The sequence below is a fragment of the Hoyosella subflava DQS3-9A1 genome, assembly GCF_000214175.1.
GTDB lineage: Bacteria > Actinomycetota > Actinomycetes > Mycobacteriales > Mycobacteriaceae > Hoyosella > Hoyosella subflava.
Window position 1 is genome coordinate 1,483,425 of sequence record NC_015564.1, and the last position, 17,717, is coordinate 1,501,141.

Sequence of the window (17,717 nt, forward strand, 5' to 3'; positions counted from 1 at the left end):
CAGCACCGAACGCATGTTCGATAATCGTGTGGTGCTCGGGGGAGACATAGGGGAGGACTTGTTCCGCGTCGCGGACGCGGAACTGGTGGCGCGGCTGCGTGACTTGGAAGTGGCGCAGCGGCGTTTGCAGGCAGCGCAGGCGCTGATCACGGCTGAGATCGTTGCACGTGGCGTGATGGGAACCTTCGGCTACGCAGATGCCGCTGGGTTGCTGCGAGACGTCTTGAACGTCGACGCCAAAGATGCACGGCAGCGTGCCCGGCGAGCCGAAATGATTTGTGCGACCGCCGGAATCGATGGGTCGGTTGTGCCTGCGACGCTTCCGGCCGCTGGAGCCGCGCTGCGCGAAGGCGAAATCTCCGCCTCACACGTCGACGTGATCGATCAGGTACTCAGCCTGTTTCCGCCTGCAACGGAACGAGTCTTTCGTGAGGAGGGTGAACGAATCCTCACGGAGCTGGCGCGCACCAACAGCCCGGTGGTGGTACGCAGGGCAGGGCGAGAGATCCTTGACCGCCTCGATCCGGATGGTAAAGAACCCGATACAGAAAAATTGACGCAACCGCGCAGAGAACTGCACCTTGCCTGGAGCGTCAAAGGTGACCGGCTGCGGTTGTCCGGTTATCTGGACAAAGAGTCAGGCGTGCGGCTCGAAACCCTGCTTTCGCCATTGGCGAAGCCCCGGCCTGCCGAGGACGCTACGCCCGACCTGCGCAGCGTCAGTGAGCGCTGTGGTGACGGACTCGCTGAGTTGCTGGAATACACGGAACGGGCAGAGCAACTGCCCAGTCAGGGCGGGGAGCCACCGCGCTGCACGATCACTATGACGATCGATCAATTGCTGGGGCACGACGATCGCCCGGTGAAACTGAACGACCACCGTGCGATTTCTGCAGCCGAGGCCCGGCGGCTCGCGTGTGACGCCAAGATCGTCCCTGCCGTGCTCGGGGGTGAGAGTGAAGTGCTCGACCTTGGGCGCGCAGTGCGCACCGCGAGCCTCGCCCAGCGGTGTGCACTGTACTTGCGAGACAAGGGTTGTGTTTTCCCAGGATGTGACCGTCCGCCAGGGTGGACGCAGGCGCACCACATCAAAGAATGGTGTGCGCAGTCCGGTCCCACCGATCTCGCCAACCTGTGCCTGCTGTGCAGCTACCACCACCGGCTCATTCACCACAGTGACTGGACCATCCGCGTGGGTACTGACGGGCAGCCCGACATCATTCCGCCCGTGTGGCTCGACCCCGAGCAGCGTCCCAGGCGCAACACCTACCACCAGGCGTGCCGCGCCCCGGCTCGCCTGAGAATGCGAGACACGCGAAAGCGTCCCAAACACGGTGCCAGACACGGTGCTCAGCCCAGCGCGCCGTGACGGGCTCCCAGTGCGCACGCGTCAACAATACGATACCGTTTCGTTTCGTAACGTAGTACGATAGTCACGTCCGTTCCCATCGCTGCAAGTAAAGGCGGGCCGCGTGGCTACAACCCTCCCGACAGTGGCGCCAGACACAGACCACGAAGAAACTGGGCACCCAAGGCGGTGGCTGATCCTCGGTGTCCTCGTGCTCAGCCTGATCGTCGTCGTGCTCGACAACACCGTGCTGAACGTGGCGATGAAGACGCTTGCCGATCCCAACGACGGCATCGGAGCCACTCAGAGTCAACTAGCGTGGCTCATCAACTCCTACACGCTGGTCTTCGCGGGCTTGCTCTTCGCGTTCGGCGTCATCGGTGACCGTATCGGCCGCAAACGCATGCTGCTGATCGGCTTGGTCATCTTCGGCGTGGCCTCGCTGCTGTCCGCATACGCCGTGTCCCCCGAGAACTTGCTGCTCTACCGGGCGATCAAAGGTGTTGGAGCGGCGGCGATGATGCCGGCGACGCTCGCGTTGGTGCGCGCGGTCTTCTCGCAAAAAGAGTTCCCGAAAGCGCTTGGTGTTTGGACGGGTGCGGTGGGTATCGGCAGTGCGCTGGGGCCGATCGTCGGAGGAGCGCTGTTGGAGCGGTTCTGGTGGGGATCTGTCTTCCTGATCAACGTGCCCATCGTTATTTTCAGCATGATTATGATCGTGTTTTTCGCTCCCGAGTCGAAAGGCGTCCAGGGCAAACCTGACCTCGTCGGGATGGGGCTTTCCGTGGTTGGGCTGGTCTCGCTCACCTACGGCATCATCAATGCAGGTAACGCCGGATCCTGGACAGGCGTCGGCGTGATCGCTCCTATCGTGGCTGGGCTTATCGTGCTGGCGGCGTTCGTCATGTGGGAGCGACGCATTCCGCATGCATCACTCGACATGTCGCTGTTCAGGAACCCGCGCTTCTCGGCGTCGGCAGCAATTATCGCCCTCACGTTCTTCGGCATGATGGGGCTGTTTTTCTTCATGACGTTCTACCTGCAGATCGTCAAAGGATTCACGCCGCTGCAAGCAGGCCTGCTGTTCCTGCCGACCGGCGTTGCTCTGCTGATCTTCTCGCCACTCTCCAACGCAATGGTCAACCGGTTCGGGCCCCGCGTCGTCGGTGTCGGCGCGCTGCTTCTGATCATTGGCTCGTTCTTTGTCGTCACGATGCTCGACGCGGATACCCCGGTCGGAGTCCTCATCGCCCTGTTCTTCGTGCAGGGCACTGGAATGGCACACCTAATGCCGCCCGCGATGAACACCCTCATGTCGTCGGTCCCGCGCGAGAAAGCCGGTGTCGGCTCGGCACTCGGGAACACGTTGCGCCAAGTCGGTGGGTCGTTCGGTGTCGCAGTACTCGGTACCGTCATGGCTCAGGGATATCGCTCGCGCATCGAGGAAGGTGCGCCGGAGCTCCCCGACGCTGCACGCGAGTCAATTGCGGCGACGTACGGATTAGTCGAACAGGGTGGAGCCCCAGCCGGTGTCATGGACGCCGCCAGCGAAGCGTTCATTGGCGCAATGCACACCACCGCCTACAGTGCGATGGGGGCGGCGGTCGTTGGCCTGATCGTTGTCCTATTGTTCTTCCCGACGAAACGGCAAACTAATGAGGTTCCGACTCCCGCGGGGGCTCCCCGTCCTGCAATGTCCAGGGCTTGAGGGAAGATGAAAACGTGACGCACGAAACCGGCGAAACGCCATTATCCGGCGACGTAGATCTAGTGCGGGACTGCGCGAGCCCCGCAGCCAGGGGAAGGCCGCGCAGTGAAGCTGCGAGCCAGGCGATCCTCAGCGCTGTGCTCGAGCTGATCGCGGCCCACGGCTCGATCAGCGATGTCAGCGTCGACGCGGTAGCTGAGCGCTCCGGCGTGTCCAAAGCCACGATTTACCGAAGATGGTCCTCCAAGGAGGAACTCGTTGCCACCGCCGTCGATAGCATCAAATCCACGCCGGACTTCCCGCTGCCGCACACATCGGTACGGGACGATCTCCTTGCCCTCGGTCGAAACATCCGCACCAGTTTCACCGACAAGGAGCGCAAAGTCCTGAAGTGCATGATGTTCGAGTCGACTGCGAATCCCGACTTCAAGCGTCACCATGACCGCTTCATCGAACGCCGCCGGTCCTTCATCAAGGAAGTTTTCCGGCTCGGCGTGGAACGCGGAGAACTGCGCGACGACATCGACCTCGATCTTGCTGTCGCCATGTTCATGAGCCCGCTGCTCACGATCATCGTGTACCAAAACTATCCCGACCTGCACACCGAGGGGATTGTTGAGCGGGTCGTCGACAACTTGTTGCTAGGGCTCGGACGCTGATCGGTTGAGTTAATCACTCGCGTACCGTGAACGTGTGCTGGTGATCCTTGCGGTGTGTGTGGTGGCGGGCGTGGTTGCGGCCGGGGTGTGGGCGCTGCTCGCGCCCCCAGCGAGGTACGTCATCACTGATCAAGGGCAGGCGCTGCTTCCCGGGGACAATCTGCACCTGTTCGATTCTCTGGCGATATTTGTGGGCGTGAGCGCGGTTGCGGGGGCGATCTGCGGCGCAGCGGTGTGGGTGATGCGACGGCGGCGCGGCCCGGCAGCGGTATTGATGCTCGTTGGGGGCTCAGGATTGGGGGCGGCCATCGCGGCGCTACTCGGCGGCGTTTTAGCCGAGCTGCGAGTACCCGATCCGTTTGATGACTCCGGCGTGGCGATCGTGTCCCTGCCGCCAGAAGTGACTGCATGGCAGGCGCTGATCTTTCAGCCGCTTGTAGCGGTGTTTGTCTACTTCATCGCCGCTGGGGTCAGTTCTGACCCCGATCTGGGAGTCTCGGAAGGGGCGTCACCCGGGGGGCCGCAGGGCGGCGAACTCGTCAGTGACCCGGTACCGGGAGTCAGTGAATCGGTACACCGCGGCGGGACGCCCACCGGACCGCCCTGACGGTGCTGTGGTGCCGGTGGGCGTAATGACGCCCCGACGGCCAAGGACGCGTTGCAAGTTTGTCGCATCAACGTGATAGCCGAGTGCAGCGCTATAGATGGATTTCAATGTTGAGATGGTGAATTGCTCCGGTGCGAGCGCAAAACCGATGTTTGTATAGGACAGCTTCGCAGCGAGACGGCTGTGCGCATAGTCGACCACGGTTCGATGGTCAAAGGCCATGTCCGGCAGCGCCGTGACGGGGTGCCAGGTGGTGTCCGCTGGCAGCTCCGGCTCAGCAGGGGAGGGCACGAGTCCGAGGAACGTCGAAGCGATAGTTCGGCGCCCTGGGACGCGATGGGGGTCGCTGAACACGGACAGTTGTTCGAGATGCGCCAGCTCGCGGACGTCGACCTTTTCTGCGAGCTGGCGGCGCGCGGAAGTCGGCAAGTCCTCGTCAGAACCAAGTTTTCCGCCGGGTAGCGACCACATGCCGACCATCGGTGCCATGGCGCGTTCCCACAGTAAGACGCACAGTTCAGCGCCATTGTGATGCTTCGGATCGTCATGAGAGCTCAGGTGCCGTACTTGGAACACGGCTACCAGGACTTCGTGAACGGTGCTACCATTGACAATCACGTTTTCGATTCTAAGTCGAAAACCTGGGATGGTCGAATCGAAACCCCGGCCAGGCCATGGCAAACACCGGGAAACCTCCGGTGGTGTCTGATTGTGAGGAGATACGGTCATGACGACCGCGACAACAGCAGCGCCGTTTCTGACGGAGACGACCCTTGAACTGCTCGGCCAGATCGAGGATGGCCCCGGCGGCTTCGGCGGGGTCACTGGCGGGCCGGACTGGGCCCAAGAAGTGCGGAGGCTCGCGCGTGAACGCAACGCGACGATCCTTGCGCACAACTACCAGCTGCCCGAAATCCAGGATGTTGCCGACCACGTCGGCGACTCGCTGGCGCTGTCCAGAATTGCTGCTGACGCTCCGGAGAGCACCATTGTGTTCTGCGGTGTGCATTTCATGGCCGAAACCGCGAAGATCCTTTCGCCAGAGAAGACCGTGCTGATACCGGATCAGCGCGCTGGTTGCTCGCTTGCTGACTCTATTAGTGCGGACGAGCTCCGCGAATGGAAAGACGAGCACCCGGGTGCTGTTGTGGTGTCGTACGTCAACACCACCGCGGAGGTGAAAGCGCTGACAGACATCTGCTGCACCTCATCGAATGCCGTCGACGTCGTCGCGTCGATAGAGCCTGATCGCGACATTCTCTTCCTGCCAGACCAGTTCCTCGGGGCTCACGTCAAGCGTGTCACCGGACGGAAGAACCTGCACATTTGGGCCGGCGAATGTCACGTCCACGCAGGCATCAACGGCGATGAGCTTGCCGCCCAGGCCCGCTCGCACCCCGACGCTGACCTCTTCGTGCACCCCGAGTGTGGCTGTGCGACATCAGCGCTGTACCTCGCTGGCGAGGGAGCGGTGCCCGAAGATCGTGTGAAGATCTTGTCCACGGGTGGCATGCTCGACGCCGCTCGGTCGACTGGCGCTCGCCAGGTTCTCGTTGCCACCGAAGTCGGAATGCTGCACCAACTCCGCCGAGCGGCACCGGACATCGACTTTCAGGCAGTCAACGATCGAGCTTCATGCAAGTACATGAAGATGATCACCCCGGCCGCGCTGCTGCGCAGCCTTGTCGAAAATGCGGACGAGGTACACGTTGACGCCGAAACCGCAGCGAAGGCACGGCAGTCGGTGCAGCGCATGATCTCGATCGGTAATCCCGGCGGCGGTGAGTGATGAGCCCCCGAACAGGGGGTGCTCGCAGCGAGTGGGAACGTCACGCTGATGTCGTCATCGTCGGAGCTGGCATCGCTGGTCTGACGGCAGCTCTGCGGGCACATGCGCGTGGTCTGAAAGTCATCGTGGTTCGTAAAGCGGCCCACGGGGACACGGCTACGGCGCTCGCGCAGGGGGGCGTGGCCGTCGTCGACGGCTCAGTGCCCAGCGATAGCGTGCCGCGACACTTCGGCGACACCGTCGCGGCAGGTGGGGGACTCGTCGATGGGCATGCCGCAACCGTCATCCTCACCGAAGGAGCGGAGGCGATCCGGCGACTGCGTGCTCGCGGCGCCCACTTCGACGAGGGGCCCGATGGGTTGCTGCGGACCCGTGAAGGTGGTCACTCCGAGCGTCGCATCATTCATGCTGGGGGTGATGCGACGGGAGCAGAGATCCAGCGTGCGCTCAACCACGCATCGCGCCGGCTGACGGTTCTCGACCACCACAACGTCGTTGCTATCGGTGTAGCGGCCGGTGAAGTCACTGGCGTGTCCGTCGTCGACACCACCGGCGCGCGGGGCCTGATCCATGCGTCGACGGTGGTCCTCGCCACAGGCGGCATCGGTCAGCTGTATGCGGTCACCACGAACCCTGGCTCGGCAACCGCCGACGGAATCGCGCTGGCGCTTCGCGCTGGAGCGACGGTCACGGACGTCGAGTTCATCCAGTTCCATCCAACGATGCTGTACTCACCGACCGGCTCCGGCACCCGCCCGCTGATCAGCGAAGCGGTCCGTGGTGAAGGGGGACGGCTTGTCGACATCGACGGGCGTGCCGTCACGGACGGCGACCCGCGCGGCGACTTAGCGCCACGTGATGTTGTGGCCCGGGCCATCGCCACACGTATGCGGGAGACCGATGCCGCGCACGTCTATCTTGATGCACGTAGCATCAATGGTTTCGCGCAGCGATTCCCGACGATCGCCACGTTGTGTGCGCGGGAAGGGATTGACCCGCAATCTGACTTGATTCCAGTCGCTCCGGGAGCTCATTACCACTGCGGTGGAGTCATGACGGATGTCAATGGGGCGTCGAGCATCCCAGGGCTCTACGCGGTAGGCGAGACGGCGCGCACAGGGCTCCACGGCGCTAATCGCCTCGCTTCCAACAGTCTCCTCGAAGCCATCGTAGTGGGAGAGCGCGTCGGCGCGGCTGTCGTAAGTCGAGTCGGCCGAGCCATTAGCTCATGGGTGGAAACCCAGTGGTCTGAGCCTGCCGGTTCCACACTGCCTCGAGTTGTCTTGCAGCGCATGATGAGTCAGCAAGCTGGCGTTGTTCGCGACGAGACGGGCCTTTCCTGTGCTGCGAATACGCTCGCCGATGCAGTGGCCTCACAGGGTGTATACGAAGATCAGAACCTGCATCTCACTGCTTCGGCAATCATCGCGGCCGCCCGGTGGCGGCGTGAAACACGCGGCAGTCATACGCGTCGCGACTTCCCTTACACGGACCCGGAATGCGCACGCAGCATCCCTATCTCACTGCGAGACGGAATGATCTCGCTCGACTCCCTGGAGGCCACAGCTCGTGTGTGAAGCCCTCACTGAAGCGGAACTCAACGAAGCTCTCCGTGTCGTGCGCATCGCTCTCGACGAGGACCTGCGTTACGGTCCGGACGTCACAACTGTCGCGACGGTGAGCGAAAACGCGATCACTGAAGCGCAGGTGGTCTCCCGAGTTGACGGCACTATTGCTGGGATCGGCGTGGCCAGCCTCGTACTAGACGAAGTGTTGGGAGCGGACGGCTACGCTCTCCTCGGCGCGGTGAAGGATGGCGCGCGTGTTGCACCGGGGGATGTGGTGCTTTCGGTGAAAGCTCCGACACGCGGGCTCCTTACCGCAGAACGCACACTACTGAATCTTCTGTGTCATCTTTCCGGCATCGCCAGCGAAACCGCTCGGTGGGTAGATGAAGTTTCCGGGACTGGTGCGCAAATACGGGATACCCGCAAGACGTTGCCCGGGCTGCGTGTGCTGCAGAAGTACGCGGTGCGCGTTGGTGGCGGTGTGAATCACCGCATGGCGCTCGGCGATGCCGCACTGATCAAGGACAACCACGTGGCCGCAGCCGGATCTATCGTTGCTGCTCTCGAAGCGGTACGCGCGCAGTTCCCCGGGGTCCCGTGTGAGGTCGAAGTGGACTCGCTCGAGCAGTTGAACGATGTGCTCGCAGCCGGGGCGGAACTTGTGCTCCTCGACAACTTCCCGGTCTGGCAGACCCAGATTGCTGTGCAGCGACGTGATCGAATGGCGCCCTCGACGCGGTTGGAGTCATCTGGTGGGCTGAGTCTCGAGGTGGCACGTGAGTACGCCGCGACGGGTGTCGACTACCTTGCTGTCGGCGCGCTCACACATTCGGTGACCGTGATGGACCTGGGGCTCGACATACCGTGACCGCTGCGAGAAGTGGCTCCACAGAATTGGTATCGGTCGTCACATTTGCGTCGTATTCCCTGCTGCGCGCTTGAACCGCACGAGATCGGCAGCGTACTTTCCGGAGGTATGACGGAAACTTCGCAAACAACCCACCTGGCGCCGGTGACATCATCATCATCGGCGCTCGCGGTGCCCGGTGACCCCTCTGATGTTGTTCGCGAATTCGTAGCGGCGCTGCAGGAAGGCGACATCGAGATCTGCCTGTCGCACCTCCACGAGGACGTCGTATTCCACCCGGCGCCGCTCCCGCCCGTACATGGCAAGGCCGCGGTCGCGCGTCAGCTCCAACTGCTGCGGCTGCTCGCGAGGCGCATTTCCATACAGACGCACAACATCGCGGCCAATGGGGGAGTCGTGCTCACGGAGCGCACCCACGCAATTGAGCTAGGTCCGATTCCCGTCGACTTCTGGACCTGGGGGACTTTCGAACTCGTCGACGGAAAGATCGCGTTGTGGCGGGAGCGGTTCGACATCGCGGAACTATCCTTCGCGGCGGCCCGCGGAATCGCGCATGCTGCCACGGCACTGCAGATTGAGTCACGCCGCGGTTAACTGAAGCCGCCAATACGGTCACAACTCTCAGACTCAGGCGTAACCGAGCCTCCCTCTCGTGGCTCCACTCATACGCTGAGACCTCGCGCGCTGCCCTCAAACGGGGCGTTCGGTGCGCGCTTGTCGTTGTGCTCAATTGTGGAGGCTACTCAATGCGCCGAACCCTGCTCGGAGCGCTTTCAGCGTCAGTTCTGGTTGGTGGATTGGCGCTGATCGGCGCTCCGATGGCTTCAGCGGACCAGAATGACGCATACATCGTGGTGTTCAACGAGCAGGTCAATACCCACGCGAAGACGGTCGCAGTCGAACGTACCTACGGAATTAGCAGTAACCGCAGCTACAGTCACGCCATCCGTGGATTCTCCGCCCGCATGCCCTCCGCAGTCCGTGAGCGACTAGCACAGGACCCGGACGTCGCTTTCATCGCTCCAGACCGCGCTGTCGCAGCGCACATCGCGAGTGTCCCTCTCTCGGAGGGGGCATCAGTTCCCACTGGCGTCAGACGAATTGAAGCCGCCACCGCAACAGCGGTCAGCCCAGCCAGTGATGCCGCAGTAGCGGTCATCGATACGGGAATAGACCTGCAGAACCCAGACCTCAACGCAGTCGCAGGCACCGACTGCACGGCCAGTGGCGGCACCTCGCAAGACGCGAACGGGCATGGAACGCACGTTGCAGGCATCATCGGTGCGCGCAATTCCGGCTCCGACACTGTCGGGGTTGCACCAAACACCCGCCTGTATTCAGTCAAAGTCCTCGACAGCGATGGCGTCGGCACAATTTCACAGCTGATCTGCGGCATCGACTGGGTGACCGCGAACGCCGAAAATCTCGGAATCAAGGTCGCGAATGTGAGCCTCGGGACGACCGGAAGTAACGACAACAACTGCGGCAGAACCAATAACGATCCACTGCACCTCGCGATCTGCAGGTCCACCGAGCGTGGCACCACCTACGTCGTATCGGCAGGGAATGACCGGACCTCGATATCAGGAGCGATCCCTGCTGCCTACCCGGAAGTACTGACAGTGACCGCGATGTCAGACAGCGATGGCCGTCCAGGCAGGACCGGAGGCCGACCCTCCTGCGCTACCGCTGAGTCAGACGACACCCCAGCGACATTCACCAATTTCGCCAGGACTTCGAGCGCGATCGCCCACACGGTCGCTGCGCCTGGCGTGTGTATCTCGTCGACGCGGGTCGGCGGTGGCGTCACCACATTATCGGGCAGTTCGATGGCTGCCCCCCACGTCACAGGGGTCGTGGCGCTGTGCCTTGGCAGTGGGGGCGTGGCCGGTCCATGCGGTGGTCTCACACCCGCGCAGATCGGCCAGTCGGTCCGCAGTCACGCAGCGACGCGTCCTGCGAGCTACGGATTCACCGGCGATCCGCGGAACTCTCCTGGAAGCAACTATTACGGCTACCTAGTACACGCGGACGTCGAGCCTTCTCCAACCACTGACCCTGAACCCACGCCAGAACCTGAGCCTTGCCGTCCCATGGGCAGCCTCGGTGGCTGTTAGCTAACAAGGAGTCCGTATGAGATCTCTTTCCACCCAACCACTCTGGCTGGCTGCAGCTGTGGTGGCCGGCGGGTTCGTCGTCCCGGCGGCAATTCCGGCCACGGCAAGCGCAGCGCCGTGCTCGGGCGTCACAGCCTCGTCCACCGAATCTGACGAAGCTGAAGTGGAGGGAACTCCCCTCGGACGTAAGCCGATCACGGCAGACGGTCCAGTCGGAAGTGAGCCGCAAGATGAGCTTTTCAGCGCCCAATCTGCCTCGCCGGCTTCGCTTGTCGGGATGTTGACGGGCCCGCGCAGCGACAACGCGACAGTCGAACGCTTCGGCATTTCGGGGACTGATCTTGGGATCATGTGGGATAACGGAGGCAGCGGTGCCGAACGGCAGGTCCTCATTGCCTACGGTGACACCTTCGGCGACTGTTCCCTCCCTGGCAATGAGTGGCGGTACAACACTCTGATGCGCTCAGGCGACACCACGCTGTCGGATGGGATGTCCGTCCCGGACCCCTTGACAGAGGAAGATGCCGACTACCTCCAGGGTGGCTCACCGGTCACCGTCGATAGACCGAACTTCTCCAAACAGATTATCGACAGCCTAGAGCTGGCGCCGACCGAGATCACTGTGATCCCCACCGCCGGAATCTCCGTGGGTACGACGCAGTACATCAACTTCATGTCCGTCCGGCAGTGGGGCACCCCCGGTCAGTGGACCACAAATTTTTCGGCGATCGCAGTGTCCGAAGACAATGGCGAGAACTGGGAAGTCGATCCAGGAACGATTCGATTCAATCAGAACAGCGGGATCTCGGGCGCCACCTTCATCGCGGGTAACCAGAACTTTCAGATGACGGCATACGTCAAACGCGACGGCTACGTCTACACCTTCGGGACACCCTCGGGCCGCAGCGGTGCGGCACGCGTCGCGCGTGTCCTCGAGGAGGAGATCCTCGAGCTTCAGAAGTACGACTACTGGAACGGTTCATCGTGGGTGAATGCTGATCCTGGGGCAGCGAGCAACGTCATTGGTGCGCCCGTCAGTGAAATGTCGGTTCAATGGAACGACTATCTCGGCAAATACATCGCGATGTATACGAACGGCGTGGGTAGCGTCGTGATGCGCACCGCCAGTCAGCCACAAGGCCCGTGGAGTAGTGCACAGACGATCATGACGGCTGCAGCTTGGCCGGGCGGGCTATATGCCCCGTACATCCACCCTTGGTCCTCGGGCAATCAGTTGTACTTCACAGTTTCGCGCTGGTCCGATTACAACGTTCTGTTCATGCGCACGACTCTGAGCCAGGACCCGCCCTCCGGCGGTGGTTCACTCAGTGGTCCGTCCGCGCAGAACCTCGATTCTGGGAGCCTCCAGGCCTTCCCCTTCTGACTCAGGGCGCGGCCGGAGCCGACGCACGTAACGTGACGGCTCCGGCCGCGAACAGCCAGAGTGGCCCGGCGAGAAGAACGGCGTATCCCGTTGGTGAGGGCACGATACCGAACAGCGCCGCAACCGCCGTGAGACCTGATAACGCCGCTGTCGCGCCCAGCGCCACCAGCCAGCGTTGCACCTGCGGATGCCATGCTCCGGACATGCTGAGGAGCATGGGGGTGACTGAAAGCAGTAGTACGGTGGCCGTCCAGTCGCCGCGCGAGGCAGCCCATCCGATTACCTCCGCGACCTCGCGGGAACCGTTGGGTGCGGCAACGTTGATAAGTGCGAGCATAGTGAGGTAAGTGGGCAGCGCGACCGCAGCTCCGACTGTTGCGGAGGCGGTGCCCAGCCACCCGGCGAGAGAGCGCGTATAGACAGCGAGTGCGGTCGCTGCGGCCACGATCAGTAGCGAGGCGATCATCCATAGGAACAACGTCACGACCAGCAGGTGATTCTCTACCGCCGCGGCGAAGTAGGCGGCCATGTCTCCCGAGTTCACCGCAGTTTCAAGATCTGCGCCCGCGAGGGCATAAAGCACCATGCCCGTGGTGATGATCGTGCCGGCGAGGAGGCTTGATACTCCAGCAACTCGCGTGACCAGTTCGCTGCGGTTTCTCATAGTGAGGACGACGGTACAGGTGTCCGCGAGATCAGCTTCGTGTGCGGAGATCGTGGCGCCGTATCCTGGTGATGAACGAATACCATCAGGAAGGACCTGCATGTCTCCCCGTTCCGATCTCGGTCGCCTCGATTTGCGTGACCGAACACCGACTACTGCTGAGCTGCGCGCGTCACTGCCGCGTGGCGGAGTCGATGTGGACTCGGTGCTGCATCACGTCCGGCCGGTGGTGGAGGCTGTGCGCGACCGCGGTGCGGATGCAGCACTGGAATTCGGTGAGAAGTTCGATCGCGTCCGTCCAGACCGGATTCGCGTACCTGCCGAGGAATTGGATAAATCACTGACCGGACTCGACCCCCGCGTGCGTGACGCGTTGGAGGTCGCTATCGATCGAGCGCGAACAGTTCACCGCGATCAGCGACGCACTGACACCGCGACAGAGGTAGTTCCCGGTGGGACAGTGACGGAGCGATGGATCGCGGTTGACCGGGTCGGTTTGTACGTGCCTGGCGGTAATGCCGTGTACCCGTCGAGTGTGGTGATGAACGTTGTTCCCGCGCAGGAAGCCGGGGTCGGGTCGCTCGTCGTGACGTCACCGCCGCAAGCCGAGTTCGGTGGCCTGCCGCATCCGACAATTCTTGCGGCGGCGGCTCTGCTGGGCGTGGACGAGGTGTGGGCGGTCGGCGGTGCGCAGGCTGTCGCGCTGCTGACCTATGGTGGAACCGATTGTGACGGTGCTGAATTAGAGCCGGTCGACATGATCACCGGGCCCGGCAATATCTATGTGACGGCCGCAAAGCGGTTGTGCCGCAGCCTCGTTGGGATTGATGCAGAGGCTGGTCCCACTGAGATTGCGATCCTGGCTGACGACACCGCCGACCCGAGGCACGTGGCAGCGGATCTGATCAGTCAGGCGGAACACGACGTTCTCGCCGCGAGCGTCCTTGTAACGACGAGTGAAGAACTCGCGGATGCCGTCGACAGAGCGGTTGCCGAGCAGCTGCACACGACGAAGCATCAGGAGCGAGTAGCCACCGCGCTTAGTGGAAAGCAGTCCGGAATTGTGCTCGTGTCAACGATCGACGACGGCATCAGGGCCGTGAACGCATACGCAGCCGAGCACCTCGAGATTCAGACACGTGACGCGGCCGCGATCGCGGGCAAGATCCGCGCGGCAGGCGCGATCTTCGTCGGGCCACACTCCCCAGTGAGCCTCGGAGACTACTGCGCGGGATCGAACCACGTGCTTCCCACTGCCGGCTGTGCGCGCCACTCGTCCGGACTCTCGGTTCAGACTTTCCTCAAGGGCGTCCATGTCATCGAGTACAGCGAGGACGCGTTGCGTGACGTCGCTCGCCATGTGATTGCCCTCGCGCACGCGGAGGACCTTCCGGCGCACGGTGACGCAGTGCGTGCTCGCTTCCCTGACAGTCCCAGCTAACGAAGGTTTCTACGGTGGCAACAACCGAATCACCCGGCGGACAGATCGGGCTTGCTGATCTGCCGCTTCGCGAGAACCTGCGTGGGAAGAAGCCCTACGGGGCCCCGCAGTTGTCCGTTCCAGTGCAATTGAATACGAATGAGAATCCGCATCCGCCGTCGGCAGCGCTCGTCGCCGATGTGGCTGAAGCTGTACGGGATGCCGCGGCGTCGCTGCACCGCTACCCTGACCGTGACGCGGTGGCGCTGCGGACGGAACTGGCCGAGTATGTGACGCGTCAGACAGGTGTGCCCGTTACAACCGACAACCTGTGGGCTGCGAACGGATCGAATGAGATTTTGCAGCAGCTCCTGCAGGCTTTCGGTGGTCCGGGGCGTAACGCAATGGGGTTCACGCCCTCGTATTCGATGCACCCGATCATCTCGACGGGTACCCAGACGACGTGGGTTGATTCGCCGCGTCGTGCCGATTTCTCCCTTGACATCGAGGCGGCGGTAGCGGAGATCCGCGCCCGCGAGCCGGATGTGACGTTTGTGACGAGCCCAAACAACCCGACTGGTCACAGCATCCCAATCGAGGACTTGAAGGTGTTACTTGCTGCGGCACCGGGGATCGTGGTCGTCGATGAAGCGTACGGCGAATTTTCTGATGCACCGAGTGCTGTGAGCCTCATCAGCGAATTCCCGAGCAAACTCGTTGTCAGCCGCACGATGAGCAAAGCTTTCGCCTTCGCTGGAGGCAGGCTTGGTTATCTGGTTGCCGCACCTGCGGTGATTGACGCGATGCTGCTCGTCCGCCTGCCGTATCACCTATCTGTGGTGACGCAAGCAGCCGCTCGGGCAGCGCTCCGGCACGCGGAAGAAACCCTGGGAAGCGTGGCTGAATTGGCGCGGCAGCGTGACCGGGTTGCGCAGAAAATGTCAGAGCTGGGGTTTACCGTTATCCCCAGCGACGCGAACTTTCTCCTGTTCGGTACGTTCGCTGATCAAACAGTGACGTGGCAGCACTACCTTGATCAGGGAGTGCTGATCCGGGATGTTGGCATCGCGGGTTACCTGCGTGCAACGATCGGACTTGCAGCGGAGAACGACGTGTTCCTTGAGGTCAGCGAGCGTCTTGCCGCGACCGAACTGGAGGGAGAGGCATGACCCCGCGGATAGCGCGTGTCGAACGCACGACGCGTGAATCCAGCATCACTGTCGAAATCAACTTGGACGGCACCGGGCAGGTTGAGGTGGCGACAGGTGTCCCGTTCTTCGATCACATGCTGACAGCCCTCGGTGTCCACGGGAGTTTCGACCTGACGGTGCAGGCTCAGGGTGACATCGAGATCGAGGCACACCACACGGTTGAAGACACCGCGATCGTGCTGGGACAGGCATTCGGGCAGGCGCTTGGCGATAAGAAGGGCATTAGGCGATTCGCCGATGCGTGTATCCCGATGGATGAAACCTTGGCCCAGGCGATCGTTGATGTGTCGGGTCGGCCGTACTGCGTGCACACGGGTGAACCGGAACACATGCTCACCACGATCATCGGTGGCTATCCGGGCACGCCTTACGCGACCGTCATCAACCGGCACGTGTTCGAGTCGTTCGCACTCAACGCACGTATCGCACTCCATGTTCGCGTGCTCTACGGCCGCGATCCGCACCACATCACGGAAGCAGAGTTCAAGGCAGTTGCGCGGGCGCTACGGGCTGCCGTTGAGCCAGATCCACGCGTAGGCGGCATTCCTTCCACGAAAGGTGCGCTGTGAGCTCTGCGCTGATGTACCTGCTGTTTATGGCAGCAGGGTTCTTGATCGGCGGTGCGATCGCCCTGTGGAAGATCAACCGGTTTCTTTCCGGTGTGCTCGCGGCGCTCGCGGTGTTCTGTGGCGTGGGTGCTGTGCTGCGATTGATGGAGGTGGTCTGAAGTGAAGTCGCCCAAGGTAGCCATCTTGGATTACGGCTCGGGCAACCTCCGGTCGGCGCAGCGTGCCGTCGAACGCGTTGGCGCTGACACAACCGTCACCGCCGACCCACAGGCCGCTCTCGAGGCGGATGGCCTCGTGGTGCCGGGTGTGGGGGCTTTCGCAGCGTGCATGGAAGGTCTGCGCGCAGTGAAGGGCGACACGATCATTGGTCGGCGTCTGGCTGGGGGCCGACCAGTACTGGGCATCTGCGTTGGCATGCAGATCTTGTTCGAGCGGGGCGTTGAGTTCGGTGTCGAGGCGACCGGATGCGGCGAATGGCCCGGCACAGTTGAGCGGCTGAAAGCCGATGTGTTGCCGCACATGGGGTGGAATACCGTGCAAGCCCCAGAGGGCAGTTTGCTATTCCGTGGTATTGATCCCACTACGCGGTTCTACTTCGTGCACACCTACGCGGCGCAGAAGTGGGAGATGGAACCGTCCGACATTCTCGCTCCGCCCAAGCTGACGTGGGGCGACTACGGCGGGAGGTTTCTCGCCGCGGTAGAGAACGGCCCATTAGCCGCGACTCAGTTTCATCCCGAGAAATCGGGGGACGCCGGAGCGCATTTGCTGGAGAATTGGGTGAGGTCGGTGTGAATAAGCACAAAGGCTCACGGATTTCGTACGGGCGTCTGGCGCTTTTTTCGTTAGGTGCTGGTGCTGGCATGATTCTCGTCGCCACCCTCCTCATTCTTGCGTTACAGCCGCAACCCGTGCTCGGACTAGTCATCGCGCTTGCTGGGCTAGCTGCAGCTGTGGCAGCGATGGGTGTGGTATCGACCCGCATGACACGGCGTGCGGTGGAAGAAATGGACAACGACAGTTCGCGTGAACGCGAACTCAACGACTAGGGTTATCGCACGTGAGTCTGGTTCTATTGCCCGCTGTAGATGTCGCGGATGGTCAGGCTGTTCGCCTTGTACAAGGAGAAGCGGGCAGCGAAACAAGTTACGGTTCGCCACGCGAGGCCGCTTTGCAGTGGCAAAACGATGGTGCCGAATGGGTACACCTCGTTGATCTTGACGCGGCATTCGGTCGCGGGTCCAATCGCGAGCTTCTCGCAGGGGTCGTTGGTGAACTCGATGTCAAAGTCGAGCTATCTGGCGGCATCCGCGACGACGATTCGCTTGCCGCTGCGCTCGCGACCGGTTGCGCACGCGTCAACCTCGGGACCGCCGCTCTGGAAGACCCCGAATGGTGCCGGAAGGTTGTCTCCGAGCACGGCGAGAAGATTGCAGTCGGGCTGGACGTGCGGATCATCGACGGCGCGCATCGTCTGCGCGGGCGTGGCTGGGTGAGCGACGGGGGTGACCTCTGGGAGGTCCTTGAACGGCTTAACCGTGACGGCTGCACCCGATATGTAGTAACTGACGTCACCAAAGACGGCACTCTGACCGGGCCGAACATCGAACTGCTACGGCAGGTGTGCGAAGCGACGGACGCCCCGGTGATTGCTTCGGGAGGCGTTTCGACCATTGACGATCTCCGCGCGATCGCGACCCTCACGGGAGCTGGCGTGGAAGGGTCGATTGTCGGAAAAGCGCTTTACGCGGGCCGTTTCACATTGCCGGAAGCGCTCCGCGCGGTATCGAAGTAGGTACCGTGCC

General features: G+C 62.3%; 19 protein-coding genes. 17 read left to right on the forward strand and 2 right to left on the reverse strand.

Features of this window, described 5'->3' with window-relative positions:
• The first annotated feature begins 13 nt into the window (after nt 1–13).
• The 4 genes from AS9A_RS06890 (at nt 14) to AS9A_RS06905 (ending at nt 4,322) form a co-directional block, all read left to right on the forward strand.
• Nucleotides 14–1,369, forward strand: a complete 1,356-nt coding sequence (locus tag AS9A_RS06890) for an HNH endonuclease signature motif containing protein (protein ID WP_013806226.1) — start codon at nt 14–16, stop codon at nt 1,367–1,369.
• A gap of 103 nt (nt 1,370–1,472) precedes the next feature.
• Nucleotides 1,473–3,056, forward strand: a complete 1,584-nt coding sequence (locus AS9A_RS06895; protein ID WP_013806227.1) for an MFS transporter — start codon at nt 1,473–1,475, stop codon at nt 3,054–3,056.
• A 14-nt stretch (nt 3,057–3,070) separates the two neighbouring features.
• The gene (locus AS9A_RS06900; protein ID WP_013806228.1) at nt 3,071–3,715 is read left to right on the forward strand and encodes a TetR/AcrR family transcriptional regulator; all 645 of its coding nucleotides are present in this window, start codon (nt 3,071–3,073) and stop codon (nt 3,713–3,715) included.
• 34 nt (nt 3,716–3,749) lie between these two features.
• Nucleotides 3,750–4,322, forward strand: coding sequence for a DUF2567 domain-containing protein (locus tag AS9A_RS06905; protein ID WP_013806229.1), 573 nt, complete (start codon nt 3,750–3,752; stop codon nt 4,320–4,322).
• Here the strand turns inward: AS9A_RS06905 and AS9A_RS23165 are convergent.
• A complete protein-coding gene (locus AS9A_RS23165; RefSeq protein ID WP_083826663.1) occupies nt 4,224–4,937 on the reverse strand; it encodes an NUDIX hydrolase in 714 nt (237 codons plus the stop codon). The genes AS9A_RS06905 and AS9A_RS23165 overlap by 99 nt on opposite strands.
• Nucleotides 4,938–5,049: 112 nt before the next feature.
• Here AS9A_RS23165 and nadA point away from each other — a divergent pair, with 112 nt between their 5' ends.
• The 6 genes from nadA to AS9A_RS06940 all read left to right on the forward strand — a co-directional run bounded on the left by nadA (nt 5,050) and on the right by AS9A_RS06940 (nt 12,048).
• Nucleotides 5,050–6,111: a quinolinate synthase NadA gene (gene nadA, locus AS9A_RS06915; RefSeq protein WP_013806231.1), complete on the forward strand. Its 1,062-nt coding sequence runs from the start codon at nt 5,050–5,052 to the stop codon at nt 6,109–6,111.
• Nucleotides 6,111–7,688: an L-aspartate oxidase gene (nadB, locus tag AS9A_RS06920; RefSeq protein WP_013806232.1), complete on the forward strand. Its 1,578-nt coding sequence runs from the start codon at nt 6,111–6,113 to the stop codon at nt 7,686–7,688. Before nadA ends, nadB begins: the two co-directional genes overlap by 1 nt.
• Nucleotides 7,681–8,547: a carboxylating nicotinate-nucleotide diphosphorylase gene (gene nadC / locus AS9A_RS06925; protein ID WP_013806233.1), complete on the forward strand. Its 867-nt coding sequence runs from the start codon at nt 7,681–7,683 to the stop codon at nt 8,545–8,547. The genes nadB and nadC overlap by 8 nt, the downstream gene beginning before the upstream one ends.
• A gap of 108 nt (nt 8,548–8,655) precedes the next feature.
• Entirely contained in the window at nt 8,656–9,141 is a 486-nt protein-coding gene (locus tag AS9A_RS06930; RefSeq protein WP_049793678.1) for a limonene-1,2-epoxide hydrolase family protein, read from the forward strand.
• A gap of 152 nt (nt 9,142–9,293) precedes the next feature.
• The gene (locus tag AS9A_RS06935) at nt 9,294–10,664 is read left to right on the forward strand and encodes a S8 family serine peptidase (protein WP_013806236.1); all 1,371 of its coding nucleotides are present in this window, start codon (nt 9,294–9,296) and stop codon (nt 10,662–10,664) included.
• Between the two features lie 16 nt (nt 10,665–10,680).
• A complete protein-coding gene (locus tag AS9A_RS06940; protein ID WP_013806237.1) occupies nt 10,681–12,048 on the forward strand; it encodes a DUF4185 domain-containing protein in 1,368 nt (455 codons plus the stop codon).
• Between the two features lies 1 nt (nt 12,049).
• On the opposite strand, the gene AS9A_RS06945 is transcribed toward AS9A_RS06940, so the two are convergent.
• Nucleotides 12,050–12,814 (reverse strand): hypothetical protein, encoded by a 765-nt coding sequence (locus AS9A_RS06945; RefSeq protein WP_013806238.1) that lies wholly within the window; start codon nt 12,812–12,814, stop codon nt 12,050–12,052.
• Between AS9A_RS06945 and hisD the strand changes: the two genes are divergently transcribed.
• Genes hisD through priA form a run of 7 tightly spaced genes read left to right on the forward strand, consistent with a single transcriptional unit; the run spans nt 12,813 to nt 17,707 of the window.
• Entirely contained in the window at nt 12,813–14,153 is a 1,341-nt protein-coding gene (gene hisD / locus AS9A_RS06950; RefSeq protein WP_013806239.1) for a histidinol dehydrogenase, read from the forward strand. The genes AS9A_RS06945 and hisD overlap by 2 nt on opposite strands.
• 14 nt (nt 14,154–14,167) lie before the next feature.
• Nucleotides 14,168–15,301: a histidinol-phosphate transaminase gene (locus AS9A_RS06955; protein WP_013806240.1), complete on the forward strand. Its 1,134-nt coding sequence runs from the start codon at nt 14,168–14,170 to the stop codon at nt 15,299–15,301.
• Complete coding sequence (hisB, locus tag AS9A_RS06960; RefSeq protein ID WP_013806241.1) at nt 15,298–15,912, forward strand: imidazoleglycerol-phosphate dehydratase HisB; 615 nt, start codon at nt 15,298–15,300, stop codon at nt 15,910–15,912. The genes AS9A_RS06955 and hisB overlap by 4 nt, the downstream gene beginning before the upstream one ends.
• Nucleotides 15,909–16,070 (forward strand): hypothetical protein, encoded by a 162-nt coding sequence (locus AS9A_RS24320; RefSeq protein ID WP_041450924.1) that lies wholly within the window; start codon nt 15,909–15,911, stop codon nt 16,068–16,070. The genes hisB and AS9A_RS24320 overlap by 4 nt, the downstream gene beginning before the upstream one ends.
• A gap of 1 nt (nt 16,071) precedes the next feature.
• Complete coding sequence (gene hisH, locus AS9A_RS06970) at nt 16,072–16,707, forward strand: imidazole glycerol phosphate synthase subunit HisH (RefSeq protein ID WP_041450925.1); 636 nt, start codon at nt 16,072–16,074, stop codon at nt 16,705–16,707.
• On the forward strand, nt 16,704–16,961 hold the full coding sequence (locus AS9A_RS06975; protein WP_041450926.1) for a hypothetical protein: 258 nt from the start codon (nt 16,704–16,706) through the stop codon (nt 16,959–16,961). Before hisH ends, AS9A_RS06975 begins: the two co-directional genes overlap by 4 nt.
• 11 nt (nt 16,962–16,972) lie before the next feature.
• Complete coding sequence (gene priA, locus AS9A_RS06980) at nt 16,973–17,707, forward strand: bifunctional 1-(5-phosphoribosyl)-5-((5-phosphoribosylamino)methylideneamino)imidazole-4-carboxamide isomerase/phosphoribosylanthranilate isomerase PriA (RefSeq protein ID WP_013806245.1); 735 nt, start codon at nt 16,973–16,975, stop codon at nt 17,705–17,707.
• The last annotated feature ends 10 nt before the right edge of the window (nt 17,708–17,717 follow it).